Origin of the sequence: Echinimonas agarilytica, assembly GCF_023703465.1 — a bacterium.
Classification (GTDB): Bacteria; Pseudomonadota; Gammaproteobacteria; order Enterobacterales; family Neiellaceae; genus Echinimonas; species Echinimonas agarilytica.
Window position 1 is genome coordinate 412,581 of sequence record NZ_JAMQGP010000001.1, and the last position, 26,101, is coordinate 438,681.

24 protein-coding genes are annotated in these 26,101 nt (G+C 46.8%); 8 read left to right on the top strand and 16 right to left on the bottom strand.

Annotation, left to right across the window (positions count from 1 at the left end):
- Window positions 1–73: 73 nt before the first annotated feature.
- From NAF29_RS01710 to NAF29_RS01725, 4 genes are all read right to left on the bottom strand, one after another.
- Window positions 74–952, bottom strand: a complete 879-nt coding sequence (locus tag NAF29_RS01710; protein WP_251259754.1) for a phosphoribulokinase — start codon at window positions 950–952, stop codon at window positions 74–76.
- Window positions 953–1,016: 64 nt separating this feature from the next.
- Complete coding sequence (locus tag NAF29_RS01715; RefSeq protein ID WP_251259755.1) at window positions 1,017–1,238, bottom strand: YheU family protein; 222 nt, start codon at window positions 1,236–1,238, stop codon at window positions 1,017–1,019.
- 59 nt (window positions 1,239–1,297) lie between these two features.
- Window positions 1,298–1,795 (bottom strand): hypothetical protein, encoded by a 498-nt coding sequence (locus tag NAF29_RS01720; protein WP_251259756.1) that lies wholly within the window; start codon window positions 1,793–1,795, stop codon window positions 1,298–1,300.
- Between the two features lie 187 nt (window positions 1,796–1,982).
- Window positions 1,983–3,890, bottom strand: coding sequence for an ATP-binding cassette domain-containing protein (locus NAF29_RS01725; RefSeq protein WP_251259757.1), 1,908 nt, complete (start codon window positions 3,888–3,890; stop codon window positions 1,983–1,985).
- Window positions 3,891–4,009: 119 nt separating this feature from the next.
- On the opposite strand from NAF29_RS01725, the gene NAF29_RS01730 reads away from it, so the two are divergent.
- On the top strand, window positions 4,010–4,201 hold the full coding sequence (locus NAF29_RS01730) for a YheV family putative zinc ribbon protein (RefSeq protein ID WP_251259758.1): 192 nt from the start codon (window positions 4,010–4,012) through the stop codon (window positions 4,199–4,201).
- Window positions 4,202–4,212: 11 nt separating this feature from the next.
- On the opposite strand, the gene NAF29_RS01735 is transcribed toward NAF29_RS01730, so the two are convergent.
- Window positions 4,213–4,443, bottom strand: a complete 231-nt coding sequence (locus NAF29_RS01735) for a SlyX family protein (protein WP_251259759.1) — start codon at window positions 4,441–4,443, stop codon at window positions 4,213–4,215.
- 8 nt (window positions 4,444–4,451) lie between these two features.
- Entirely contained in the window at window positions 4,452–5,435 is a 984-nt protein-coding gene (locus tag NAF29_RS01740) for a WD40 repeat domain-containing protein (protein ID WP_251259760.1), read from the bottom strand.
- Between the two features lie 155 nt (window positions 5,436–5,590).
- On the opposite strand from NAF29_RS01740, the gene fkpA reads away from it, so the two are divergent.
- Window positions 5,591–6,391, top strand: a complete 801-nt coding sequence (gene fkpA / locus NAF29_RS01745; protein WP_285817536.1) for an FKBP-type peptidyl-prolyl cis-trans isomerase — start codon at window positions 5,591–5,593, stop codon at window positions 6,389–6,391.
- Between the two features lie 72 nt (window positions 6,392–6,463).
- On the opposite strand, the gene rsd is transcribed toward fkpA, so the two are convergent.
- Window positions 6,464–6,940: a sigma D regulator gene (rsd, locus tag NAF29_RS01750; protein WP_251259761.1), complete on the bottom strand. Its 477-nt coding sequence runs from the start codon at window positions 6,938–6,940 to the stop codon at window positions 6,464–6,466.
- A gap of 389 nt (window positions 6,941–7,329) precedes the next feature.
- On the opposite strand from rsd, the gene hemE reads away from it, so the two are divergent.
- On the top strand, window positions 7,330–8,397 hold the full coding sequence (gene hemE / locus NAF29_RS01755; RefSeq protein WP_251259762.1) for a uroporphyrinogen decarboxylase: 1,068 nt from the start codon (window positions 7,330–7,332) through the stop codon (window positions 8,395–8,397).
- 70 nt (window positions 8,398–8,467) lie between these two features.
- Here hemE and tpiA read toward each other — a convergent pair whose 3' ends face one another.
- Window positions 8,468–9,220 (bottom strand): triose-phosphate isomerase, encoded by a 753-nt coding sequence (gene tpiA, locus NAF29_RS01760; protein ID WP_251259763.1) that lies wholly within the window; start codon window positions 9,218–9,220, stop codon window positions 8,468–8,470.
- Between the two features lie 167 nt (window positions 9,221–9,387).
- On the opposite strand from tpiA, the gene NAF29_RS01765 reads away from it, so the two are divergent.
- Window positions 9,388–11,619, top strand: coding sequence for a cation:dicarboxylate symporter family transporter (locus NAF29_RS01765; RefSeq protein WP_251259764.1), 2,232 nt, complete (start codon window positions 9,388–9,390; stop codon window positions 11,617–11,619).
- A gap of 55 nt (window positions 11,620–11,674) precedes the next feature.
- On the opposite strand, the gene NAF29_RS01770 is transcribed toward NAF29_RS01765, so the two are convergent.
- From NAF29_RS01770 to NAF29_RS01800, 7 genes are all read right to left on the bottom strand, one after another.
- Complete coding sequence (locus tag NAF29_RS01770; RefSeq protein WP_251259765.1) at window positions 11,675–13,618, bottom strand: diguanylate cyclase domain-containing protein; 1,944 nt, start codon at window positions 13,616–13,618, stop codon at window positions 11,675–11,677.
- 122 nt (window positions 13,619–13,740) lie between these two features.
- Window positions 13,741–15,027, bottom strand: a complete 1,287-nt coding sequence (gene purD / locus NAF29_RS01775) for a phosphoribosylamine--glycine ligase (RefSeq protein ID WP_251259766.1) — start codon at window positions 15,025–15,027, stop codon at window positions 13,741–13,743.
- 93 nt (window positions 15,028–15,120) lie between these two features.
- Window positions 15,121–16,713 (bottom strand): bifunctional phosphoribosylaminoimidazolecarboxamide formyltransferase/IMP cyclohydrolase, encoded by a 1,593-nt coding sequence (gene purH / locus NAF29_RS01780; protein ID WP_251259767.1) that lies wholly within the window; start codon window positions 16,711–16,713, stop codon window positions 15,121–15,123.
- 106 nt (window positions 16,714–16,819) lie between these two features.
- Complete coding sequence (fis, locus tag NAF29_RS01785) at window positions 16,820–17,113, bottom strand: DNA-binding transcriptional regulator Fis (protein WP_251259768.1); 294 nt, start codon at window positions 17,111–17,113, stop codon at window positions 16,820–16,822.
- A gap of 29 nt (window positions 17,114–17,142) precedes the next feature.
- Window positions 17,143–18,111, bottom strand: a complete 969-nt coding sequence (gene dusB, locus NAF29_RS01790; RefSeq protein ID WP_251259769.1) for a tRNA dihydrouridine synthase DusB — start codon at window positions 18,109–18,111, stop codon at window positions 17,143–17,145.
- Between the two features lie 70 nt (window positions 18,112–18,181).
- Entirely contained in the window at window positions 18,182–19,054 is an 873-nt protein-coding gene (gene prmA / locus NAF29_RS01795) for a 50S ribosomal protein L11 methyltransferase (RefSeq protein WP_251259770.1), read from the bottom strand.
- 47 nt (window positions 19,055–19,101) lie between these two features.
- Window positions 19,102–21,546: a putative bifunctional diguanylate cyclase/phosphodiesterase gene (locus NAF29_RS01800; protein WP_251259771.1), complete on the bottom strand. Its 2,445-nt coding sequence runs from the start codon at window positions 21,544–21,546 to the stop codon at window positions 19,102–19,104.
- 333 nt (window positions 21,547–21,879) lie between these two features.
- Between NAF29_RS01800 and NAF29_RS01805 the strand changes: the two genes are divergently transcribed.
- The 4 genes from NAF29_RS01805 (at window position 21,880) to NAF29_RS01820 (ending at window position 24,464) form a co-directional block, all read left to right on the top strand.
- A complete protein-coding gene (locus NAF29_RS01805) occupies window positions 21,880–22,218 on the top strand; it encodes a P-II family nitrogen regulator (protein ID WP_251259772.1) in 339 nt (112 codons plus the stop codon).
- A gap of 32 nt (window positions 22,219–22,250) precedes the next feature.
- A complete protein-coding gene (locus tag NAF29_RS01810; RefSeq protein WP_251259773.1) occupies window positions 22,251–23,537 on the top strand; it encodes an ammonium transporter in 1,287 nt (428 codons plus the stop codon).
- Window positions 23,538–23,640: 103 nt separating this feature from the next.
- Window positions 23,641–24,150 (top strand): putative 4-hydroxy-4-methyl-2-oxoglutarate aldolase, encoded by a 510-nt coding sequence (locus NAF29_RS01815; RefSeq protein ID WP_251259774.1) that lies wholly within the window; start codon window positions 23,641–23,643, stop codon window positions 24,148–24,150.
- Between the two features lie 77 nt (window positions 24,151–24,227).
- Window positions 24,228–24,464 (top strand): DUF2375 family protein, encoded by a 237-nt coding sequence (locus NAF29_RS01820; protein ID WP_251259775.1) that lies wholly within the window; start codon window positions 24,228–24,230, stop codon window positions 24,462–24,464.
- A gap of 34 nt (window positions 24,465–24,498) precedes the next feature.
- Here NAF29_RS01820 and NAF29_RS01825 read toward each other — a convergent pair whose 3' ends face one another.
- Window positions 24,499–25,680: an AraC family transcriptional regulator gene (locus NAF29_RS01825; protein ID WP_251259776.1), complete on the bottom strand. Its 1,182-nt coding sequence runs from the start codon at window positions 25,678–25,680 to the stop codon at window positions 24,499–24,501.
- Between the last annotated feature and the right edge of the window lie 421 nt (window positions 25,681–26,101).

The following is a 26,101-nucleotide window of genomic DNA, read 5'->3' on the forward strand; positions in this document are numbered from 1 at the left end:
GCGCACAATGTGATAAGAAAAAGGCCGGTGATTTCACATCGGCCTTTTTATGGGTCTGCTGTGAACCGAAGGTTTAGTATTCCATGGCTTGGCGTTTCTTTTCCATGAGCTCATCAATAAGAGGTGTGAGAATAAGCTCCATCGCAAACCCCATTTTTCCGCCAGGAACGACCAACACATTTAAGCGAGACATAAAGGAACCGTCGATCATCTGCAGTAGGTATTGAAAATCAATACCGCGTGTTTCTTGAAAACGAATGACCACAAAGCTTTCGTCAAGCGATGGAATATTTTTAGCTGCAAATGGATTCGACGTATCTACTGTAGGAACGCGCTGAAAATTAATATGTGTGCGAGAAAATTGTGGCGTAATGAATCGCACGTAATCTTCCATACTTCGTAAAATCGATTGGGTAACCGCTTCGCGAGAATGTCCGCGTTCGGTTGTATCCCGGATGATTTTCTGAGTCCACTCCAAATTAATGATGGGCACCATACCGACCAATAAATCAACGTGTTGAGCAACATTATGCTCTTCTGATGCAACCCCACCATGAAGCCCTTCATAATAGAGTAAATCGGTATTCTCTTTGAGCTCTTCCCACGGCGTAAATGTGCCGGGCATTTGATTGTAGGGCACTGCTTCGTCAAAGCTGTGCAAATAGCGGCGCACTTGGCCACTACCTGTTTCACTGTAACTTTTGAAAAACGATTCTAGTTGACCAAAATCGTTGGCCTCAGGACCAAAGTAGCTGATGTGTTTACCTTGCTCTTGAGCTTTGCGAATGGCGACATCCATTTCTGCGCGTGAATATCGGTGAAAGCTATCGCCCTCTACCAGTGCAGCATTGATGTTGCGATGACGAAACATATGTTCGAAGGCGGTGCTTGTAGTAGTAGTGCCTGCTCCAGAGGAGCCCGTAATCGCAATAATTGGATGTTTAACCGACATATATAGCCTTAGCGAGAGTTCATCAATGTACCATGTTGTCTGGCTTGCCCAACAAAATCAACAATCAGTCGGATTCGAACTGATTGGCAGGAACGATATCAACCGATTCATGGAGTTCAGAATACACTAATACGGCTGTGCCGTTATTTAGTTGCATCCTGACGTGTTCGATTTTGTCGTCAAATGTAGCTTCGTCTGCGCCGTAGTCGGTGCCTTCACGCAGTACAAAAGCCTCAATGATAGCAGTGAGTGTTTCTGGAGGGAGTTGTTCGATGGGTATGATCATGTCGGTCAGTTACCTGTGATGGGGGGCTCAAAGTAACTGACCGAAGGGATTGCGTAAAGCTAAACTTGGTTGTCTACAATACTGCCGATACTTTGGTTGCCATAGGGTTCAGCCTGATTGTTTTGGTAAATATTGCTGATCAAACTATTGCCAGTGGCAACGCGCAGTTGGGATGAATCAATGCCATAATCTGCCGGTGTGAGACCCACAGATGATGTGTCTTCTTCATCTTGGTATTGGCTGGCGTACGCATCAATTACACGATTGGTTTGGTTGATCTCTGAGGTATAGACGACCGCTCCGCGCAGCTGATCTCGATCTTGTACTGTCTCTTGTGTCTCGTCATCTTCAATCGGAAATTCTGGAGCAGGTAAAATTTCAGCACCTAAGTTTGCTGGCGGGCGCTCTGGTGCAACGGCAACAGGCGCTTGCGGGCGCGTCTCAACCGGATCAGTCTCAAGTGTTTGAACTTGCGACTGTTGGTTTGCCTGATTCTGCTGATTTTGCTGCAAGGTTGTATACGAATACGCCCCTGCTGATGAAGAAATACCAATCATAAAACCCCCAATTCAATTCTACATACAATTATTCAGACACTATATTATAGAATAAGTTTGGTTGTTTTTTGAACAAAAAATAATGATTACGCTAACTATCTGAAATCATGAAAGAACCACCAATATGATTTGATAAAATTTTTAAATTTCAATAAATACAGAAAGTTAGTTGTAAATTGTTTGTTCTTCATGTTGCATTATTGTTGTGTGATTCCGTGAGCTCTTCCAGTTCTGATGATGCCTCAAGCCACTGCTCTTCATGTGCTTCCAAATCTATTTGAGCTTGGGTACGTTGCATGATTAATTCATTTAACCGAGCTTTGTTTTCTGATTCATACAAGGCGGGATCAGCCATTTCTAATTCGATTTGAGCAAGTTGTTCCGCTTGTTTGGCCATTGCTTTCTCATTTTTTTCAACAGCTTGACGAAGCGGTTTAGTGCGTTGACGAAATTCGGCGTCAAGTCGCTTTTGTTCTTTTTTGTTTTGTGATGGTTTTGGTGCATTGTCAGTGCTGACATCTTCATCAGATTTTGACTGTAGGTAGGATTGATAGTCGTTTAAATCCCCGTCGTAGGGTTCAACTTTGCCGTGTGCCACTAACCACAGTTCATCGGTGGTTGAAGCGATAAGTTCTCGGTCGTGCGAAATCACAAGCAATGCCCCTTCGTATGACTGCAGCGCAAGTTCGAGGGCGTGGCGCATTTCTAAATCGAGGTGGTTTGTGGGCTCGTCCATTAGTAGCAAGTTGGGTTGCTGCCAACAAATCAGAGCTAACACCACACGCGCTTTCTCGCCGCCAGACATGCTTTCTAGCTTCCGTAGGGCGTCATCACCGTTAATGTTGAAGCCGCCGAGGTAATTGCGCAGCGCTTGCTCGGTTTGTTCTGGGCTAAGTGCGGTCATTGCTTCGAGCGGTGACAGGTTGCCGTCGAGTTGTTCAAGTTGATGTTGAGCAAAATAACCAATTTGAAGTTTGCTACTCGCTTCTCGCTCTCCAGTGCAGAGCGACAAACTACCAGCAAGCGACTTAATCAGTGTACTTTTACCTGCACCATTGGGACCAATGAGTCCGACTCTGCTGCCCGGAACTAGGCTAATATTCACGCCGTTTAAAATGACGTTGTCGGCATAGCCCAAGTCGGCCTTTTCTAAGTTGACCAAGGGATTGGGCAAATGTTTTGGCGAACGAATCTCAAAGTTAAAAGGACTGCCAGCATGGGCGGGGGCTTGGGCTTCTAATTTTTCCAGTGCTTTAATTCGGCTTTGTGCTTGCTTGGCTTTCGATGCTTTGGCTCTAAAGCGGTCGACGAATGATTGCAAGTGTGCACGGTGGCGCTCTTGTTTTTCAAATACCGCAGCCTGTTGAGCTAATCGTTCCGCGCGCTGGCGTTCGAATGAACTGTAGTTGCCGGTATAAGTGATGATGCTCTTGGCATCAACGTGCGCAATACTTTGAATGACATTGTCGAGAAAGGTACGGTCGTGGCTAATCATCAATAGTGTGCCGTCAAAACGTTGAAGCCAACGCTCTAACCAAATCACAGCATCTAAGTCGAGGTGGTTGGTCGGTTCATCCAGCAAGAGTAAATCAGCTCGGCAAATAAGCGCCTGAGCCAGATTGAGGCGCATACGCCAGCCCCCCGAAAACGAGCGCACGGGTCGTAATTGCTTTTCATGAGTGAAGCCCAAACCAGAGAGCATTGCACCGGTGCGGGCGCGAATAGTGTAGCCATCAATGGCCGCCATTTTGCTGTGTAGTTCGCCAATGGCTGTGCCATCCTCTTGCTGCTCTGCAATGTCTAATGCATCGGCAACATCCATATATTCACGGTCACCTGAGATGACGTAATCAATGGCTGAAATGTCTAACGCGGGGGTTTCTTGGGCTACATGCCCAATGCGCCAATTCGGTGTAATGGTCACATCGCCTTGGTCGTGTTCGATGTGGCCAAGCAATAATGCGAATAGGGTCGATTTACCGCATCCATTTGATCCAACCAGTCCAAACTTATGGCCGTCAGGCACGTGTAAATTTGCTTGGCTCAGCAGTTGTTTTGTACCGCGGGAAAGATCAATTTGTTGGCACTGAATCATGGAACACCGAATTTACCGAAAATGGAGCGCTAGTTTACTTGAGTTAGCCGTTAAGCCCAACCGTGCAGTCCGACAAGGGACAAGGTAAACTGAACGAAAATGAATTAGAAAATAAAATTATGCTAAAACGACGATTTATTGCAGGGGCAACCTGCCCGAAGTGCAACGCGCAAGACACCCTTGCATTGGTGGCCACTGACGATTCAAGTTATGTGGAATGTGTCGATTGCGGTCATGTGCAACATGAACCTGCGGGAGAAAGTGGAACGCCGGGGCTGATTGCGACGTTCGATCCCAATGTAGATTCTTAAACTTCGGGGCGCTAATAATGGGGCGGGGGTGTTTCTTCTTTCTCGCTGGCCATATTCGAGCCTTTCATATTATTGATTTGACCGAACATCGCTTTTAATTGCTGTTGGATAACATCAATGCGCTGCTGGTGAACGGCTATTTCTTCATTTAGATCGCTAATAGTGACATCTTGGTATGCCATTTTAGTTTCAAGTTCAGCGATGCGCTCAAGCAACGCTTGAGTCTCGTTTGAGGTCGTCATATTCGTCCTTATTGGCTGGCTTGTTCCGGCAGTGGCCACGCCTCGGTATAGCCCGAAGAGCTGACACTAAACAGCCAGCGATCAACAAAGGCCACATCATACACTACTGCGCTGCGCCAGCGATTATCCGTTTGCGTGCCCACCTGCCAATGCGACACCCGCTCTCCTGTGGGCACATGCCATAACTCCACCGATCTTGACGGTGATCCAGTGGCAAGCCATTGTCCGTCACTTGAAAAACGAGCCGCGCTGAACACATGTTGACGAGCGCTATATTTAAGCTGGCTGGTCATCTGACCTGTAGGAATTTGCCATATTCGAGCCTGTTTTAAGCTATCGGCAGTGAACGCATAGCGACCTTGTTGGTCAAACTTAACTTGAGTGACGCGGCTTGGATGGTTAAATTGCTGGATAATTTGACCGGTTTCGGTATTCCATAGCTTGGCGGAGTAGTCGTTACTACCGGTTAGGGCGTACACTCCGTTGGCAGATAAATCGACGGTATTGATTTTTTCACCATGGCCAAGAAATTCGAGACGCCGCCCACTCTCGCGATTCAGTAGAATTGCACTGCCGGAAGATAATCCGTATAAAATACGAATGCCGTCATCGGCAATGGCGATATCGCGAATGCGCTCATTACCAATGGAATACCAGCCAAGCGACTCTCCGCTAAGCAGTGACCAAACGGCAAATTCGTTTTCCGAAGCGGTCACCACAAAGTTTCCGTTGGGTGAGAAGTGGGTCAAATAAACAGGATTACTTGACTCTCCAAGTTGCCATTGGTAAATCAATCCTTGTTTTTCATTGTCCCAAAGCGCTAAGTTATGGTGGATTGAAGCATGGAGAGACCAACGACCATCGGCTGAGAGCGCTGCAGCAGAGCTGCCTTCAGTGGCATGCTCCCAACGCTCGGCAGGTTGTTGGAAGTCGGAACAGGCGCTTATTAAGCTGATAATACACGTGATCAGTAACGCTCTGACTGTCAGCATTGGACGCACCTATGGTTCATGAATGACATAAAAATTTAAGACCCTAACGGTATGATAGCTTTAGTAAAGTTGTTTCGCTATCTGCCGATTTGGAATGATAGATATAGGCCACAGCAAATAAATAGTGTGGCAATACCACTAGGAGTTAATAATCGATGAAACGTCTCGCATTGGGAACTGCCGTAGTTGCGGCATTAATGACTGTTGCTTGTACTGAAGAGAAAGCTGTTGAAACGGCGGCCCCTGCAGCTACAGAACAGGCGCAACCCGCGGTAGCAACATTTGCAAATGAGCGCGAAAAACAGTCTTACGTGACTGGCGCCTTCATGGGACAGCAAATGACCCGTATGCTCGAAGCTTATAAAGAGCTTGGAATTGAGTTAGATGCTAAGCAAATTGAACAAGGCATTGTTGATGGCATCAACAACAACTCTCAAGTAGAAGAAGCTGAACTTCAAGAAGTTCTAGCGGCTCTTGAAAGCGAGCGAATGGAAGCCGTACAGGCGTTGCAAGCCAAGATGGAAGAAGAGCAAGCCAAAGCAACTGAAGAAGCGAAAGCTGCAGGTGTTGCATTCTTAGCTGAAAATGCTAAGAAAGAAGGGATTGTTGTCACTGAATCTGGTCTTCAATATGAAGTGGTTGAAGCCGGTGAAGGTGATTCTCCAGCGGCAACAGACACAGTTGAAGTTCACTACCGTGGTACGCTTATCGATGGCACTCAGTTCGATAGCAGCTACGACCGTGGCCAGCCCGCTACATTCCCATTGAATCAAGTGATTGCTGGATGGACAGAAGGCGTTCAATTGATGAAGCCTGGTTCTAAGTACCGTTTCTATATCCCTTCTGACCTTGCTTACGGTGAGCGTGGCGCAGGTGATTCTGTTCCAGGTAACTCAACGTTGATTTTTGATGTTGAATTGTTGTCTGTGAACCCATCTGCAGAAGCTGTTCAATAAGCTTTTGTTGTGATGTAAAAAAGGCGCCAATAGGCGCCTTTTTTATGCGTTCGTATCGCTGATTATTGACAACTAGGCAGACACTGAATCTTTAGTTTTGGTTTGTTCTGCAAGGTTTGCAATTAATAAGTCTTCAAGCTCAAAACGTTGAGACAAAGCCTCGCCGAGCGTGCATAAATCTTGCTCTAGGTTTTGAAATTCAGAATCGTCGGGGCTTTCACCGTAGCTATCATTGAAATTCAGAACCACATCGGTTGTGGCATTAATTTGAGGGTAAACACGTGAGGCGAGGTGCGCACCTTCAGGTTGTTCGGTACCCACCAATTTGTCGTACATCTCAAAGTGTCCGGCAGAAGTGTAGTCTAGTAATTCATCGCAAAAATTATGTAGCTCTTTAGCGCTGGGTAATTTATCCACATGCTCAAATGGTTTTAAGCCAGACAACTTACAATACTGCACCAATAAGGTCTCTCGTTCACTTAACCACTTATCAATTGCTTTATCTGATCCGCCCCAAGTTTTTTGGGCTTGCTCTAATCGGCTTAACATACTGCTCTCCAAATTGCGCTACTTCAATGGCTATGCATGGTGGATACTTTCTGCGCCATTTGCACAATGAGTTCCTGCATAAACAAGTTCCTATGTAGGAAGTATGGCACTAGATTTGGAATTTGCTCGGAGAATTTAGAGTGGAGAAATAGGGCGGAAACAAAAAAGCCTCACATAAATGTGAGGCTCAGCAATCAGCGAAGGTACAGGCTCGTTGTGACGAGCTTCTTTGTTATTATACCGCTAGCTCGAGAATGATTTAATCACTGGTCTGCTCAGGTAACAACCGCAGTTCTATAAAACTATGCAGCGTCTCACACTATTGTTTTTGGGCTATGTCTGGTAAAAACATATAATCACAACAGCCAAACTTAATAAGTTGTAAATAAATGAGTCATCTAGAGAACGATCGATACTTACGAGCACTACTCCGACAACCTGTCGATAGAACGCCCATTTGGATGATGCGCCAAGCGGGGCGCTATTTGCCAGAATACAGAGCCACTCGAGCAGAAGCTGGAGACTTTATGTCTCTGTGTAAAAACGCTGAATTGGCATGTGAAGTCACGTTGCAACCTTTGCGACGCTTTCCATTGGATGCTGCGATTTTATTTTCAGACATCCTCACCATTCCTGATGCGATGGGGTTAGGGCTTTACTTTGAAACGGGCGAGGGGCCGAAGTTTAGTTCGCCTATTAGCAGTGCCGCAGACGTAGCAAAATTAGCTGCGCCTGATCCAAACCAAGAGTTGCAATATGTGATGAATGCGGTCAGTACGATTCGTCGCGAACTCAAAGGCTCTGTGCCTTTGATTGGCTTTTCTGGCAGCCCGTGGACTTTAGCTACTTATATGGTTGAAGGCGGTTCTAGTAAAACCTTCAGCAAGCTCAAGGCGATGGCGTTTGGTGAGCCTCAAACCTTGCACAAGTTGCTGGATGTTGTGGCAGATTCGGTGATTTCATACTTGAATGCTCAAGTTGAAGCCGGTGCGCAAGCGCTCATGATATTTGATACGTGGGGTGGCGTGTTATCAGGACCGGCCTATAAAGAGTTTTCGTTGCAATACATGGCGAAGATTGTCGATGGTTTAAAGCGCGAAGCTGATGGCCGAAAAGTGCCTGTGACACTATTCACTAAAAATGGTGGGCAGTGGCTAGATGCGATGGCTGAAACCGGCTGTGATGCTTTGGGCTTGGACTGGACCACTGAATTATCGGATGCCCGTGCTCGGGTTGGCGATAAAGTTGCCTTGCAAGGCAATATGGACCCATCAATGCTCTATGCGCCGGTACCTGCGATCCAACAAGAAGTGAAACGCTTATTGGCTTCTTACGGTCATGGTAATGGGCATGTATTTAACTTGGGACATGGGATTCATCCGGATGTGAACCCTGAACATGCGGGCGCATTTATTGAAGCCGTACAGCGTGAGAGTGTGAAATATCACCAAGACTAACGTTGAACCGTTCAAAACAAAAAGGGCAGCCTAAGCTGCCCTTTTTTATGTCCGAGATCCGAATTGGATATTAGCCTGCCGCTTTGATGATTGCGTCGAATTCTTCAACAATCAATGCCGCGCCGCCAACGAGTGCGCCGTCGATGTCTTCTTGAGCGAATAACTCAACAGCATTCGCGCCTTTTACGCTTCCGCCGTAAAGAACTTGAACACCTTGTGCCACTTCAGCACTTTTTTCAGCAATGAGCTGACGAATAAACGCGTGAACTTCTTGCGCCATTTCTTTCGTTGCTGCTTTACCTGTTCCGATAGCCCATACCGGCTCGTATGCAATCACAGCATTTTTCAGTGTTTCAACACCTAAGTCGTTCAATACAGGGGCAAGTTGCTTGCGGATCACATCGTTGGTGCGATCGCTTTCGCGCTCTTCCAATGTTTCACCAATACACAATACAGGGATCAAACCGTGCTCTTGCAGTAATGCATACTTATGAGCGCAGCTGGCATCGCTTTCGCCGTGGTATTGGCGGCGTTCGCTGTGGCCCACAAGAACGTAAGTACAACCAAACTCTTTGAGCATTGTGGGTGAAGTTTCGCCTGTGTACGCACCGCTTGTGTGAACGTCGTTATTTTCCGCACCCCAAGCAATTGGTGTGTCAGCAAGCTTACGACTCACTTGATCAATGAAAATGTCTGGGGCACATACTGCAACATCTGCCGTAGTTGTTGCTTGTGCAGCTGGCAAAATTCCTGTTAAAAGAGCTTCTACAGACTCTTTGGTTCCGTTGAGTTTCCAGTTACCCATGACTATCTTGCGGCGCATAGCGTTTCTCCTAAAAAAATAAAGTTAAGCGGGGCAAAGCATAGTCTTACAATGCATGCAGAGCAACCAAAACCGGAGGCTTCCGGCTCTGGTTTGATGTGAGTCAAGCTGGGCTTTAAGTGTGAATGTTGTATGCTGTAGGGGTTAATCTCTTTCATAAGCTGGTTATGGATAAAGTAGCAAAACGCTGGTCTCGTATTACGTCGTCACAGTTAATTTTGGTGGGCCTGATTTTAGGGCTGGTGGTCGGGTTGTTTTTTGGCGAGAAAGTCGGCTGGATGGAAATCATCGGTGAAGCTGTCATTATGCTCATGCAAATGACGATTATCCCGTATATTCTAGTGTCGCTCATTGCAGGTTTTGGCTCCTTAACAAAGGAACATGCAAAGCTGCTTGCGACCAAAGCGGGTCTTGTCTTGTTGATGATCTGGGCCGTTGCATTGGTGACTATTTTTCTCACATCGCTGGCGTTTCCGTCGGTGGAAAAAGCATCCTTTTTTTCAACATCAGTTATTTCGCCGCCCCCGCCCCCGAATTTGCTGCCCATTTATATTCCTGCAAACCCGTTTAAATCATTAGCGGAAGGCTCAATCCCAGCCGTTGTTGTGTTCGCTATCGCTTTAGGTGTTGCGTTCATTCGAACCGAAAATAAGATGGACGTGATCGCTATTTGCCGGACCACAGGTAAAGGTTTAAATCGAGTCACGAGTTACACCTTAAAGACGATGCCGGTGGGTATTTTTGCCATTACAGCATCGGCAGCGGGCACCATGACCATTGATGAGCTGAACAACTTACAGGTGTTTTTGCTGAGTTTTATTGGTGTGGGGTTACTACTAACCTACATTGTGTTGCCCAATTTAATTGCTCGCTTAACCCCTTTTCATTGGCGAGAAGTGGAGCAAATGAGCCGTGATGCTCTCGTCACTGCATTCGTAACAGCCAATGTATTAATTGTCTTGCCTGTGCTGGAACAGGGCTGTAAGCGCTTATTTAAAGAGCGTGAGATGGATAACCCACAAACTGACCAAATGGTCGATGTGCTGATTCCGATTGCCTTTAGTTTTCCAAATGCGGGCAAGCTTACGGTGATTCTTTTTGTTTTATTCACCGGCTGGTTTGTTGGCAGTCCAATTCCGTTGGCAGAGATGCCTCAACTAGGCATTACCGGCATGCTTAGCTTATTCGGTGCGGTGAATGTAGCAGTGCCATTTTTACTCGATTTATCGCATCTTCCTGCCGATATGTATCAGTTGTTTTTGGTGGGAACAGTCATTACCTCACGTCTGATGTCCATAGCAGCAGTGATGCACTTAGTCGCGTTCGTTCTGTTGTCGGTTTGTTTGATTCAAGGTCAATGGAAGCCATTTAATCGCAGTATGCTTAAATTTGTTGCTATCGCAGGCATCGGGTTAGCCATGCTGGTGGTGCCTTTACGTTTGTTTTCCGGATGGTTGGTGAACAATGGCTCTGAAACCAATCCTCTGGTGGCCATGAAAAGTGTGGGCAAAGTACCTGAGCAAGTGTACGCAAAGCTTCCAGAAATTTACCGGGGTGGTAAGTACTCACTTACTGATGTGGCTCAAATTAAAAAGCGTGGTGTACTTCGTATCGGATATCAACCGGGCAAGGTGCCGTTTTCATATTTCAATCGCAGTGGTGATTTGGTGGGGCTCGATATTTCGTTGAGCAAACGCTTGGCGGATGATTTGGGTGTTGAGGTTGAATTTGTGCCCTATGAGGTGGCCAACCTAAATACGCTGTTGGCGCAGGGCTATTTTGATATTGCTATTTCTGGATTAGAAATGGATGCCGACAGTATTCAAAAGATGCGCTTTACACCGCCCGTACTTACCTTGAATCTAGCTTTGGTGGTGCTTGATCATGACCGTCACGCGTTCAAAGCTCTGACCCAGAAAGCGCGTGAAGGGAATTTGGTCATCGCCGTTTCTCAGCATGAGAGGCTCGTTAGGGAAGTGCGAGAGAAACATCCAAAGGTCGAGATTGTTGAGCTCGACCATGAGCGCGATTTCTTCAGTGGAAAGGTGCAGGCTGACGCCCTATTGATTAGTGCTGAGGAAGGCTATGCCTGGACGTTATTCTACCCAACGTTCAATGTCGTAATCCCTAAATCTAAGGCTACGCCTTATCCGGTTGGGTATGCTGTGGCTTGGCAAAATGATGCCCTGCACGACTATCTCGACAGTTGGGTTGAAATTCAAAAAGTCAGAGGCGTTCTTGATCAAGAATACCGCTTTTGGATTTTGGGCGAGGGGGCTGAAAATACTGAGCCACGTTGGTCCATATGGCGCAATGTACTCAAGCTTGATGAAGACCAACGACGCGATGAATCTAATAACGATGCTCTGTCGGAATTGCATGAACAGCCTACGCACTAACAAATACGTGGATCTCTGCTATATCAACGGGCCTTGCTGCGCTGTATGAGGTTCGCTACTCAGTTTTGCTATCGGTTTCAATGACCAAGTTTCGGTTGCGGCGGCTGCGCTCTAGCAGCTGTTGGCTTCGATCGATCATTACCAATAAACTTTCATAATGAGATAGGGCCGCTTCAGTCACTGCGAAGTGAGTGCTAACTGTGGCCGCGCTTCCTCCTAGTTCTACCGTGAGGTAAATTTCACTACGAATTCGGCGTGATAAGTTAATGGCCTGCTCGCGTGCGGTATTTGGTAAAATTGCCACAAATTGTGCGGTACTCAAGTGCGCCATAAGTGCATGATCTGGAGCCAGTGCGCGGCAACATTCTGCGCATTGAAGCAACACCTGCTCGGCCTCCTGGCTGCCATGTTGCTCAATGATTTGCGGGTATCCCGATATTTCAAATAACAACATCGACATGGGTTGACGCATTTTTACGGCTTGCTGCAGGACTATTTCGCCTTGCTGTAATAGCCCGCGTCGATTGAGGAGGTGAGTGACTTCATCGGTACCCACTTGTTGTTCCAAGCGCTCTCGGTAACTGATTTCTTCATTGAGCCGCTGGTGGCTTCGGTTGATGTTATCGGCTTGTTTGTTGAGCTCTGCCACCATGGAAGTCAGATTATTTGTAAGATCCTCAACTTCCTCAATACCTGAGCTATGTATGGACTGAAGTCGTCGGGCTCGTGCAGCACTTTTCACGTTGTTGCTGAGATCGCCTAATGGCTCTGCAATTTTATTCGATAAGACTTGTGACTGGCGCTGTACGATGTAGTAGAACAGCAAGTAAAACAAGATCATCAAGGAAATAGCCATAATGCCAAATTCACGCGACATCTTGTCGAGTTCATTGATACGGATGAGAACTTTATCGGCATTGGTGATGCTAAAGAGTGTCCAGCCAGTCTCCGAGATCGGATGGCTTGCTATGAGATAAGTAACACCATCATGCTCGGCAAATTTAGTGCGTTCATCATAGCTGAACATGTTGCTAATGGTGTCTCTGAACGATGAGTAAGGTAGGCGGTTAATTAAAAACTCTTCGGGTTGTTCAGTATCTCTATGAACTTTTTGGCCTTCGACGCCTTTGGATAACTGCTGTAAGTTGAGTAAATTTTGCGTGCCGCTCGACATCGAAATCATGCGACCTTGCTCATCCACTAAAAACGATTCGCCATTAAAGGGCAGCATGAGGCGTTCTATTTCTTTGACCATGCTATCTAACGAAATGTCGACGCCGGTGACGCCTTCGAGAAAGTTGCTGTTGTATATAGGGACCACAGCGGAAACAAGCCAACCTTGCCCCGCGGGATCTAAGTAGGCTGGTGTCCAAACCACTCCGCGGTTCGGGTTGTGGCTATAATCTGCCAAATAATAGAAATTGAAATTAGAGATTACCATGTCAGTGGGGAACTGGTGCTGTACATCGTCGATAAAAGGATAATACCGATTGAGGTTATCGTAGCTGTTGAAGTATGCCGCTAACACCATGTGAGATTGTTCTGCGGTGTATTTGAGTTGAGCGTCCCAATATTCGGTTTCTTGGGCTTTTCGACGTGCTTCGCTGTCTCTGGCATTCATCTGGCTAATAAAGACACTGCTACCTGAATTGTTCTCAGCTTTTACATACACCCCGTTCTCGGTCATCTTAAATTCTGCTGGATTCTTGGCGGTGTGATGCCAGTTGTAATCCTCGCTGAAGTAGTCTTGGTGTTGGCGTTGTAATAATTCGACTAACTGTCGAATGTATAAAAATTGTGAGTTAAGGTCTTGGGCTTGAATTGAAAGGTGCTCATAAACGTTTTGCGAGCGTTCAAATAGCAGCTCTTTTCGGGCGTCACTAATGACCAAATCATTGACCAGAAAATACATCAATAGAAGTGCGAGTTCGAGCGTAAGGACTGGAATCAAGAAGATTTTTTTGAAGTGCCCAACAATGAGTTGCTTTAGAGAAATCACAATTACCTATCCATTGGCCTTTGCTGGAGCGACGAGAAATCTTACTAGATCATTTTTTACCATACTGAGCTAAAAAAAACCCGCCTCAAGGCGGGTTTTTGTTTGTAACGACTGAATTTACGTTACGACTTTTCGCGAGCAATGGCTCGGTAGCCAATGTCGTTGCGGAAGTAAGCTGTTGGCCATTTCACTTCATGCAACAATTCATAGGCTTTGGCTTGAGCTTCCGTCACGCTATGACCCAGCGCAGTAACACACACCACTCGGCCACCTGAGGTGACAATTTGTCCATCTTTCATCGCGGTCCCTGCATGAAAAACTTTCGCATCGTGTTGTGCTGGCTCGGGTAGGTTAGCAATCACGTCGCCTTTAGGATAACTGCCTGGATAACCGCCTGCAGCGAGCACTAAACCGACCGCAACACGGGCATCGTATTCAGCGGTTGCTTGGTCTAACTTGCCGTCGATTGCGGCAAGACACAGCTCCGCTAAATCTGATTGCATACGCATCATGATAGGCTGTGTTTCGGGGTCACCAAAACGGCAGTTGTATTCAATGACTTTCGGCGTGCCGTCGGCCATGATCATCAGGCCCGCGTATAAGAAACCTTTGTACGGGTTGCCTTCTTTCGCCATGCCTTCAACCGTTGGCATGATGACTTCAGCCATGATCCGTTCATGAATTTCAGCCGTGACAACAGGAGCAGGGGAATAAGCGCCCATGCCTCCAGTATTTGGACCTGTGTCGCCATCGCCTGCACGTTTGTGGTCTTGGCTCGTCGCCATTGGCAAGACGTGCTTACCATCCACCATGACGATAAACGATGCTTCTTCACCGTCGAGGAACTCTTCGATCACCACGCGGCTACCTGCTTCGCCGAATGCGTTGCCAGAAAGCATGTCGCGAATAGCGTCTTCCGCCTCAGAGAGTTCCATCGCTACGATCACACCTTTACCTGCGGCAAGGCCGTCGGCTTTGATGACAATTGGAGCACCTACTTTACGAACATACGTGAGCGCTTCTTCAACGTTTGTAAAGTTTGCATAGTCAGCCGTTGGAATGGCGTGACGGGCTAAGAAATCTTTGGTGAAAGCTTTTGAGCCTTCAAGCTGTGAGGCTGCTTCGCTTGGGCCGAAAATGGGCAAGCCCGCGGCTTCAAATGCGTCGACCACACCAATAACCAGAGGTGCTTCTGGGCCAACAATACTCAAACCAATGTTGTTGGCTTTAGCAAATTCAACTAATGCAGGAATATCACAACCATCAATTGCAACGTTTTCCAATTTGGGCTCAAGCTCTGTACCGGCATTGCCTGGCGCGACATACACAGTTTGCACATTGGCAGACTGAGCGACTTTCCAAGCAAGAGCATGTTCGCGACCACCGCCGCCAATCACTAATACATTCATGATTTTGTCCTTGTTATTCGTCAGCAGCATGTTTTTTGCTGTTGATAATACTCGAAGAGCAACAAGGGCAGCTCAGAGCTGCCCTTGAACAAATTAGTGACGGAAATGGCGCATGCCAGTGAAGACCATCGCCATGCCTGCTTCATCAGCGGCTGCAATCACTTCATCGTCACGAATAGAACCGCCTGGTTGGATTACCGCGGTGATGCCTGCCTCAGCCGCTGCGTCAATACCGTCTCGGAATGGGAAGAATGCATCTGACGCCATCACTGACCCCTTCACTTCTAGCCCTTCGTCGGCGGCTTTGATGCCTGCGATTTTAGCACTGTAAACGCGGCTCATTTGACCTGCGCCTACACCAATCGTGGTTTCGTTTTTCGAGTAAACAATAGCATTTGATTTAACAAACTTAGCCACTTTCCAGCAGAACATGAGGTCTTTCATTTCTTGTTCTGTCGGTTGGCGTTTGCTGACGATAGTGAGCTCTGCTTCAGTGACCATGCCTTGATCGCGATCTTGAACTAATAGTCCACCGTTCACACGCTTCTGATCGTAACCTTGAGTCACAGAGTTCCACTGGCCACATTCGAGTAAACGAACGTTTGGCTTAGCCGCTACAATTTGAGCGGCCGCTTCGCTGATTGAAGGGGCAATGATCACTTCTACAAACTGACGAGCCACAATGGCTTCAGCCGTTTGCGCATCGAGCTCTTGGTTGAACGCGATGATGCCACCGAATGCAGATGTTGGGTCGGTTTTGAATGCCGAATTGTAAGCTTCCAAAATGTCGTTGCCTACTGCAACGCCGCATGGATTGGCGTGCTTGACGATGACACATGCAGGTTGTTTAAATTCTTTAACACACTCAAGCGCGGCATCAGTATCGGCAATGTTGTTGAAAGACAGAGCTTTGCCTTGCAACTGCTTGGCCGTGGCAACTGACGCTTCGTCGATGTTATTTTCAACGTAAAAAGCTGCGGCCTGATGGCTGTTTTCGCCGTAGCGCATATCTTGCTTTTTAATGAACTGGGCATTGAATGTACGGGGGAATTTAGATTCTGCATCGCCTTCAATATTGTCGCTGTAACTTGGCACCATTGTACCGAAGTAGTTCGCGATCATGCCGTCGTATGCCGCAGTGTGCTCAAACGCAGCAATGGCTAAGTCGAAACGCGTTTTGTGCAGTAACGAACCATCATTTGCATTCATTTCTTCAATGATGCGGTCATAATCTGATGCATTTACAACAATCGACACGTCTTTGTGATTCTTGGCCGCAGCGCGAACCATTGTTGGACCACCGATATCAATGTTTTCAATTGCATCTTCAAGAGAACACCCTTCTTTTGCCACGGTTTGGGCAAATGGGTATAGGTTTACAACAACCATATCGATCGCTTCGATAGCGTTTTCTGCCATGACGCTTTCGTCCATGCCGCGACGCGCAAGAATGCCGCCGTGAACCTTTGGATGCAGGGTCTTGACTCGACCATCCATAATTTCTGGGTGTCCTGTGTAATCAGACACTTCGGTCACTGCTAAACCCGCTTCTGCAAGAAGCTTGGCAGTTCCGCCAGTCGAAAGGATATCAACGCCACGTGAAGCTAAAGCACGGGCAAATTCAACGATACCGGTCTTATCCGAAACGCTTAATAAAGCGCGACGAATCGGTCGAGGAGTTTCCATTGGTATACCTATAACCTTTGAATAATATTGGATAAATAAATGAAGTGTTGGCTGGAGGTGAAGCCAGCCAGATACAACAACAGGGCTTTCGCCCTGTGTGTGGCACTTAGTTCATGCCGTATTTCTTGAGTTTCTTACGCAAAGTACCGCGGTTCAATCCGAGCATGGTTGATGCACGAGTTTGGTTACCACGGGTATAAGTCATAATTTCCTCTAACAGAGGAGCTTCGACTTCTGACAAGACTAATTCGTACAAGTCACTCACATCTTGGCCATTTAGAGTCGCCAGATAATTACTTACAGATTGCTTCACAGACTCACGCAAAGTCGGTTGAACCGATTGAGAAGTTGGAGAAGTTTCGGTTGCTACTGCATCGGTTTTGAAGTTGTTTTCGAACATTTGTTGTTAGCTCTTTTGTTACAACGGCTTTAGGACAGAATCGATTTATAAAACGCAGCGATTTCGGCAAGTTGTTGATGTTCCGTTTCAATAGAATTGAACGTTACTCGAAACTTCCGAGGCTGGTCGAATGGTTCGACGAACCAACCCACATGCTTGCGCGCTATTCTTAAGCCCTTCACAGGGCCATAAAAATCATGCAGTGCTTGCACATGGTTTAACAGAACCTGCATTTGCTTATGCAAAGGTGGATCTGGTAATTCTTTTCCGGTCTTTAGGTGGTGAGCGGTTTGCTCAAACAACCAAGGGCGCCCTTGAGCACCTCGACCAATCATAATGGCATCTGCCCCAGTGTAATCCATGACCTGGCGGGCTTGTTGCGCTGACACGATATCGCCATTGGCGATGACTGGAATATCCACTGCCTGTTTGATGGCGCGGATTGTGTCGTATTCAGCTTGGCCTCTATAAGCGCAAGCGCGGGTTCTACCATGAACCGTAAGAGCTTGAATACCTCGATTCGCGATGCGTCGAGCTATGTCTACTCCGTTTCTATTGTCGGGGGCCCAACCGGTTCTCATTTTTAGAGTGACCGGAACATCCACAGCGTTGACCACGGCAGTGACGATAGACTCGATTAAATCAGGATCTTTCATCAGCGCTGAGCCAGCCAACTTCTTGTTGACCTTTTTGGCAGGGCATCCCATGTTAATGTCAACAATTTGTGCGCCTTGGGCGACATTATGTTGAGCTGCTTTTGCCATTAACTCGGGTTCAGAACCCGCAATTTGTACGGCTCGAATACCACTTTCACCGCTATGATCCATGCGGTTTCGTGATTTTTCGGTGTGCCAAAGGTCTGGGTTGGACGATAGCATCTCGGATACTGCGAGCGCTGCGCCCCACTTTCGAGCCATTTGCCGAAACGGACGGTCAGTTACTCCTGCCATGGGCGCACAGATAACCGGACTTTCCAGTTTGTAACGACCAATTTGCACGAAAAACCACCAATCACTATTTAGGGGCGGCTATATTACGCCCTTTTTGCGCTGCTGAAAAGGCTAAAAATTAGCCATTTTTACTTGCATTTATTCGCATCCATTGTTCCTGCTCCTGAAAGCCAAAATCATGGAAGCTAGATTGGTACGCTGCGGCAACATGATCTTGTTGTTCTGCTAACAACCCAGACAAGGCTAATTTACCGTTGGGTTGAATCAGTTCAGTGATGGATGGAGCCAACTCTGTCAGGGGACCCGCTAAAATATTTGCGACTAATACATCCGCCTTAGGCAACTCAGCCTCACCGGCTAAGTAAAGTTCGATTTGGCCTGCCACGCCATTGCGTTCAGCATTTACTTGGCTGGCTTCAATGGCTTGAGGATCAATATCAACGCCAATCACACGGGCTGCTCCTAGCTTGAGCGCCGCCACACCTAAAATGCCTGAACCACAACCATAGTCGATCACTGTTTTACCTTGCAGATCGAGGCTTTCAAGCCACTCTAAGCAAAGTGCTGTTGTTGGGTGTGTGCCGGTGCCAAAGGCTAATCCGGGATCGAGCATTACGTTCACCGCATCGGGTTCCGGGATATCGCACCATGAAGGGCAAATCCACAGTCGCTGACCGAATTTCATGGGATGGAAGTTATCCATCCACTCGCGTTCCCAGTCTTTGTCTTCAAGCGCTTCGAGTTTATAGCGGAATTCGCCAAACAAGCCTTTGAGATAGGTCAAAGCGATGTCCGTATCGACATCAGCCGTCCACAGCCCCATGACATCCGTTTCACCCCACAGTCGAGTTTCACCAGGGAGAGGTTCGAAAATGGGAACGTCTTTGGAATCGAGAAATGTAATCGACAGAGCACCACATTCCATCATGGCGTCTCCGATTGATTCAGCGGTGTCGGCTGTTGCGTTAATACGAAGCTGTATCCAAGCCATTATTGAGGGCTCCTATCACGAAATTGGCGGCATTGTAGCGGGTGTTATTAGACTTTCACAGGGGAAGCTGCACTTGAAGATATAAATTTAGAAATGGTTTGTTCAACAGTCAAAGGTGATGTCATGGCTCGACCTTGAGCCAGATCGCATCCGGCAGCGACGAGCAATGCGCGTTTTTCCGAGGTGTCTACATGATCTGCAGCCACTTTAATTTTTAATTTATGCATCATGTCAATGAGTGACTTAGTCATGCCATTTTCAAGTTGTTCCGTGTTGGTGTAGGAGCCATCTAATCGCACCATTGCCAGCGGTAATTCTCTGAGGTAATTGAGTGAGCCAAGGTCTACTCCAAATTGAGTGAATGATAAGGCGACCCCTAACTCATTTAATAGCATTAGCTCGCTGTGTGTTTGAGAGTAAAACTCTGCGAAGATTTGCTCATTCACTTCAATGCCTAAATGTTGCGCAAGCTCTGGTACTTGTTGGCAATGGCGAGTGATGAGTTCAAACAGTATTGGAAACTCTAAGTCATGCCGCGACATTGAGATGTAAAAACGTTGCTGATGTGCGCCTTTTTCCAGCGTCAAGTCGATTAAATCAAGTGCAGCTTCGAGCTGCCAAGATGACAACTTTTGCAAGATAGAACTTTGCATTTTTTCAAGCTGCGGTAAAAAATTTTCGGAATGAATCAGACCTCGACTGGGATGTTCCCAGCATGTATCCAATACATAACTATCCACAAGGCCAGTCTGTAAATTAACTAAAGGTGAGACGGCCAAATCTAGCTCATTATTGTCTAATGCGGTGTTTAAATCTGATTCTAGACTGGACTTCCAAGCGTCCTTTTTACGCAGCCGACGTTGATACAATCGCATTTGATTGTCGCCACTGTGTTTTGCGTCGTACATGGCAGAATCTGCTTCGCGCATAAGCTGGCTAATAGAGTAGTCGGCCTTGGTGCAAAGCGACACGCCAATCGACATTTGGGGATAAATGGTTTGGTCTTTGAGCACTAAAGGCTGTCCAACCGATGCGAATAATTTATTAGATAAATTCTTTATTTGATCTAAGTCGGACATATTGGGGAGCAAAATCACAAATTCATCTCCGCCAAAGCGTGCCAAAACATCGGCTCTTCTGATAGCCGCAGATAGCCGAACGGCAACGGCTTTGAGCATAATGTCGCCTTGATCATGGCCAAGTGAATCGTTCACTTGTTTAAATTTGTTCAAATCAATAAACATAATTGCCAATGAGCTTAAATGACGTTCCAGTTGAATCACAGATTGATGCAAAGCTTGTTCAAACATGGACCGGTTGTACAGGCCGGTGAGGGGGTCATATTGTGCAAGACGTTTAAGCTCATCGGTTTGTTGCTGAATGTGGCGATTTTTACTCTTCATCTTGCGATGCAATTCAAGTGCGCTATGGGTAAATAAGTGCGACTCATCGCGCACCAAGTTGGGCTCGCGCACGGCAACTTTGATTTCTGTTTCAGAGCTTTCGTCCATCAGCTGCGGAATAATACGGGCCAGATGGTGAAGTCGCCGCAAAGGTGCCCACAATAGAATTAGGGCGATGAGCGACGTTAAGAACAGTGTAGTAATGATGTAAATCACGGCATGTTGCCAATTCTGTCGAGCTGAGGCGATGGCGCCTGTAAGTGGGTATGCTACCCAAATAGAAGCTGGGATGCCGTCATTTCTCAACGAAAAGCGCCAAATTGCATTAGGCTCGCCGTCAATATCTATTCGCAGATATTGGGGTTGGCTAGGAATCGCTAAATCGAGTGCCCTTAAGTGAGGGGGTAACTCGGAGGTGCCTGACAAAATTTTATCTTCTTTGTCGTAGCCCGCTACGATCCAAAGTCGTGAATTATTGGTTTGATCGACGCGCTGCAATGTGGGCTTGAATGGAAGTCGTTGTAACAGGACTAAGTTGCCCGTCGATTGCTCGATGAGCGTGAATAGTTGAAGTTCGCACTGGCCGTTACAAAACCAACGGCTGAATTGGCCTCCTGAATCAAACAATAATTCCAACCACTCTGACGCATTTGGATCTAAAGGAGGCGGAGGTCCTGCAAGGTGTAACGTCGGGCTACCCATAATGCTGGCGTTTTGCGCAAACAAAATTGAAGTCAAGGTGTGCCACGCTTGCGACTCTTTTTGAAAGTCCTCAGATCGAAAATTTACTCCTCGGGAAGAAGCAAGTGAGATGGTGTCCTCTATTTGACCGGAGCGCTGTTCGAGGAGTTGAAATCCTTGTTGAGAAAAAATTCGGAGTTCGGTTTGAATCAGGCGTTGCTTATTGCGAATTGCCTGCTGGATGTCTGATTCGCTTTCAAGATAAGCCCAAAACACCAAAAATGAGGTGGCGAGCATGCTTGTAACGCACAGGAAGGCCGCCAATTGCCAGCGTAAACTGACAAATGGTTTTGCGCTGAACTCAGAGCTGAATTCCTTTAGCTTGAGTGCATCGGATCTTGTGACCAACGACCTTCCTCAATTGGCGACACTAGGCCGCTTTAAACGCAACTTCGTGCTTTAAGCGTAGAAGATGCAAAAGAATTACTCCAATAAAAGGAGATCATTTAATGTTTTGTTAAATAATTGTTGTTGACTGTGACGGGGGACAATTATGTGTACGGAATAATTTATTATCTTAAGCAGTCGTAAAAATTGACCTGGCAACGTTAGCGCGTATGCCACATAAAAACAGGCAATCTTACGACTGAGAGGAAAATAAAATTGTGAGAAGTGTGTTTTGCACTTCAAATGACCCGGCTGCTGCTCAAGTGGCTTGCGAAAAATTAGGAAAGACAATTCATGAAATTGATAACTGCAATTATCAAACCCTATAAGCTTGAAGATGTGCGTGATGCGCTCTCAAGTGTTGGTGTTTTGGGATTGACGGTCACCCAAGTAAAAGGGTTTGGACGTCAAAAAGGACACAATGAACTTTATCGTGGAGCCGAGTATCAAGTTGATTTCGTGCCAAAAATTAAGTTAGAGATCGCTGTGAATACGGATCGTGCTGAGCATGTGGTGGAAACTATTGTTGAGGCCGCCAAAACAAACAGCATTGGCGACGGCAAAGTATTTGTTACGCCTATCGAGCAAGTGGTTCGTATCCGAACCGGTGAAACCGATCACGACGCTCTCTAAATTGACCATTCATAATTTTTGGAATACATAAAATGACACGATTATTTCTCGCGGTAGCGCTGTTAGGCTTGCCGTGCCTCTCCTTTGCCGAGGACGTTCTAGACGGCGGCAACACGGCCTGGATTTTGACGGCAACTGCGTTAGTCTTGATGATGACATTACCCGGCTTATCACTGTTTTATGGTGGGCTAGTTCGTAGTAAGAACGTGCTGTCGGTACTCATGCAATGCTTTGCGATTGCATGTATTGCTTCTGTACTTTGGTTGCTGTTTGGTTACAGCATAGCGTTTGGAGAGGTGACACACGGTTTCTTCGGGGGCCTTGATCAAGCATTCTTCAAAGCTATTTCTGAAGATTCAGTGAGTGGCGGCATTCCCACATCTTTGTTTGCCTTATTTCAAATGACGTTTGCTATTATTACGCCAGCACTGATCATTGGTGGTTTTGCTGAACGCATGCGTTTCAGCGCGATGTTTTTATTTTCTGCCGTTTGGTTGATTTTAGTGTACGCACCGATCACACACTGGGTGTGGGGCGGTGGTTGGTTAGGCGAGATGGGGCTTCTCGACTTTGCTGGTGGTACCGTGGTTCACGTCACCGCGGGTGTGGCTGCGTTGGTTGCTGCAATTGTCTTAGGTCCACGCAAAGGCTTCCCTCATCAAGCGATGCCGCCACACAACCTGACCATGACTGTATGTGGCGCAGGGATGCTGTGGGTCGGTTGGTTTGGTTTTAACGGCGGCTCTGCGTTAGCGGCCAATGGTGATGCAGCGATGGCGATGACCGTTACGCATATTTCTGCGGCTGCAGGCTCAATTGCTTGGATGGCAATGGAGTGGATCAAATATGGCAAACCTTCTGTATTGGGTATTGTGACTGGTATGGTTGCGGGCTTGGGTACGATTACCCCTGCTTCTGGTTTCGTCGGTCCAATGGGCGCGCTTGTGATTGGTCTTTCTGCGGGGGTGATTTGCTACTATGCAACGCACTTGATTAAGCGTAAATGGCACATTGATGACTCATTAGACGTGTTCCCTGTGCACGGCGTAGGTGGCATTTTAGGGACTTTATTGGCGGCGGTTTTTGCGTCATCTGAATTAGGTATATTCAGCGGTCAAGGGCTTGCTGAAGGCGTAACAATTGGTGATCAATTCGTTGTTCAAGCCATTGGTGTGGCTTCTACATTTGCTTATACCGCAGTGGTCACTTTTATCTTGCTGAAGGTGATTGGTGTAATGGTTCCGTTGCGTGTTTCTGAAGAAGAGGAAACGCAAGGCTTAGACTTAACGTTGCATGATGAGCGTGGTTACGATCTGTAACCGAAGCTTGTTTTAGAACGAGTTATAAATTAAATGCCGGACACTTGTCCGGTATTTTTTTATCTGTTATCCCTGTCATTTAACCTTGCGATGAGACAACACAATGCTCGATATTTTACCTGACTTGTTTGATCAACACGCACAGCAATTGCAATGGTTACCCATTCAATGGTGTGACTTTGGTGGCGTACCTACGTTTTATGGTGAAGTTCAGACGGTGCGCTGTTTTGAAGATAACAGTCGTGTGAAAGAAGTGTTGGCCATGCCGGGGCGAGGAAGAGTGTTACTCGTTGATGGCGGAGGCTCGCTCAACAGAGCGTTGCTCGGAGACCTTATTGCGCAAAGCGCTCAGGATTGCGGTTGGGCGGGAGTCGTTATTTTAGGAGCGGTACGCGATGTTCATGCATTGAAAGGAATGTCGTTGGGAATTAAAGCGTTAGGTGCATGCCCAATTAAAACGCAACGCAAAGGTATTGGAGAGCTGGATTGTGTCCTTCATATTGAAGGCGTGGCGGTGAATTCCGGCGACTATGTTTATGCTGATCGCCACGGTATTGCGATTAGTTCCACAGCGTTTCATATTGATAGTGAAGGGGCTATAAAAGAGTGGTAGTCTCTTGTTAAAATAAAATCACAATATACCGTAGTCGTGATGCACGAGATCATAACGCGCTCACAGGGAGAGTCTTCATGAACACATTGCAAGTTACCGTCTTATACTTCACCGACTCCGATCTTCGCTTAAGAGATGAAAGCTTGGAGCTGGAAGTTGGAAATGGCGGCCGTGCGATTATTCCTCGTGGCTACAAAGATGGAAAGCAAATTGTTGCTGTGCTTGCCGGCGAGTGCCATTTACTCAACCGGATCGGCGATCGAGTCTTACCTATTTCATCCGCCTCAATTGCGCATCAAGTCGACTTCGAATAACACCTCAACGCACGCGACAGTAGACGGCCATCCTTTAACCTTCAGAAAGCTTTTTCTTATGGTTTTTGTTTCGATACTCTTTGGGTGTGTATCCAAAGTTCTTACTAAACACAGCATACATGTATTGTAGTGACGGATAGCCGCATAGCTCGGCGATCTCTCGCGTAGGTAACATGGTGGAACTCAACAATCGTTGTGCTCGGGTAATCTTTGCCTGATGAATTTCGTGATGGATAGAATGGCCTCGTTCATTTTTAAAGCGTGCCTCTAAGTTGGACCGGCTCACGCCTAGATGCTGCGTAATATCACTTACCTTTATCCCTTGGGTTGCATGTTGGCGAATGAACTGCATGGCTTCGATCACCAGTTTGTCATTGAGTGAAGTGAATTCAGTGCTTTGTTTGGCCACTAAATTGCTGGGGCCAAATTTGATGATGTTTGGCGATGTGGTTTGCCCTTGCAGCATCAAGTGTAAAGTCTTCGCGGCCTGGTACCCCATTTCTTGATTGCTTTGAACCACTGAACTAAGACTGATTCGGTGCAAGTGGCGAGTAATGTCATCATCATCAACCCCGATCACCGCAAGCTGATCTGGCACCGCAATTTCGGCTTGTTGAGCTGCGAGTAATACAGAACGAGCGCATGAATCGTTGGCCGCGATCAAGCCAATAGGTAAATCAAGACTCGTCAACCATTGGGCAATATCCGAGATATGTTCGTGCGGGCTGTTAAAGCCACTTTCGGGGGCTCGATAAATATTCAGAGGCTGCCCTTGTGCGTTTGATAGCTGAATAAGCGCGCGTTCACGTTCACCGATCCACCGTGTGGACGGAGTTTCCGTAGGGCCATAAAATGCAACACGATGAAGTCCACGGTCGGTTAAGTGCTGATAGGCTGCATTCATAAGTGCATAGTTGTCTGACGCGACAAATGGTCGGTGAGGGTAGGCCAATTCATTTTCGTAGCTACTACCCACAGCCACCATAGGCTTGGTGTAATCTCTCAAACGCTCTCGTATATCCGGGTGATCAAAGTCGGCGATTACAGCATCTCCTAAGCATTCATCAATTGGGCCGACACATTGCGTAACATCGGTTTCGATATGCATGCTCCAATCGAGCTGAATAGCCTGTAAATATTGGCCAATTCCTTCAATGATTAGTCGGTCAAAATACTGATTTGGATTGAACAGAAGTGTAATTTTTTTATGATTCATATCGATTAAAATGTTGAATTTCACCCCGAGTGAAATTTATTAGCAAAAAACTAAAAATAGCAATTTATTTAATGGAAGCGATCTCATAAGTTACGATTCGATGATTTGAACGCTTCGATTGCAGAAAAGTAAATAAAAATTGCCAATGTGAGCATATTTATTCAAAAAGGTGTTACGTGTATGTACAATGTGCGCCCGGTCACGATCCAATGAATGGCATGCGTACTGTACCCGACTGGTTGGGACAGTAGTTGTTCATTAGGCGGAGCATTGAGCTTGCGTCTTGGGCTGTGTACCATCATGCCTCGCGAAGCGATCTCGTTCAATGACGAATGTGGAGATTGGTTGATTCAAACTATTCTTGGATTATTTCCGACTTCGCGCCTTTTTTAGTGCAATGGGTCGACTAACTTATTGCACG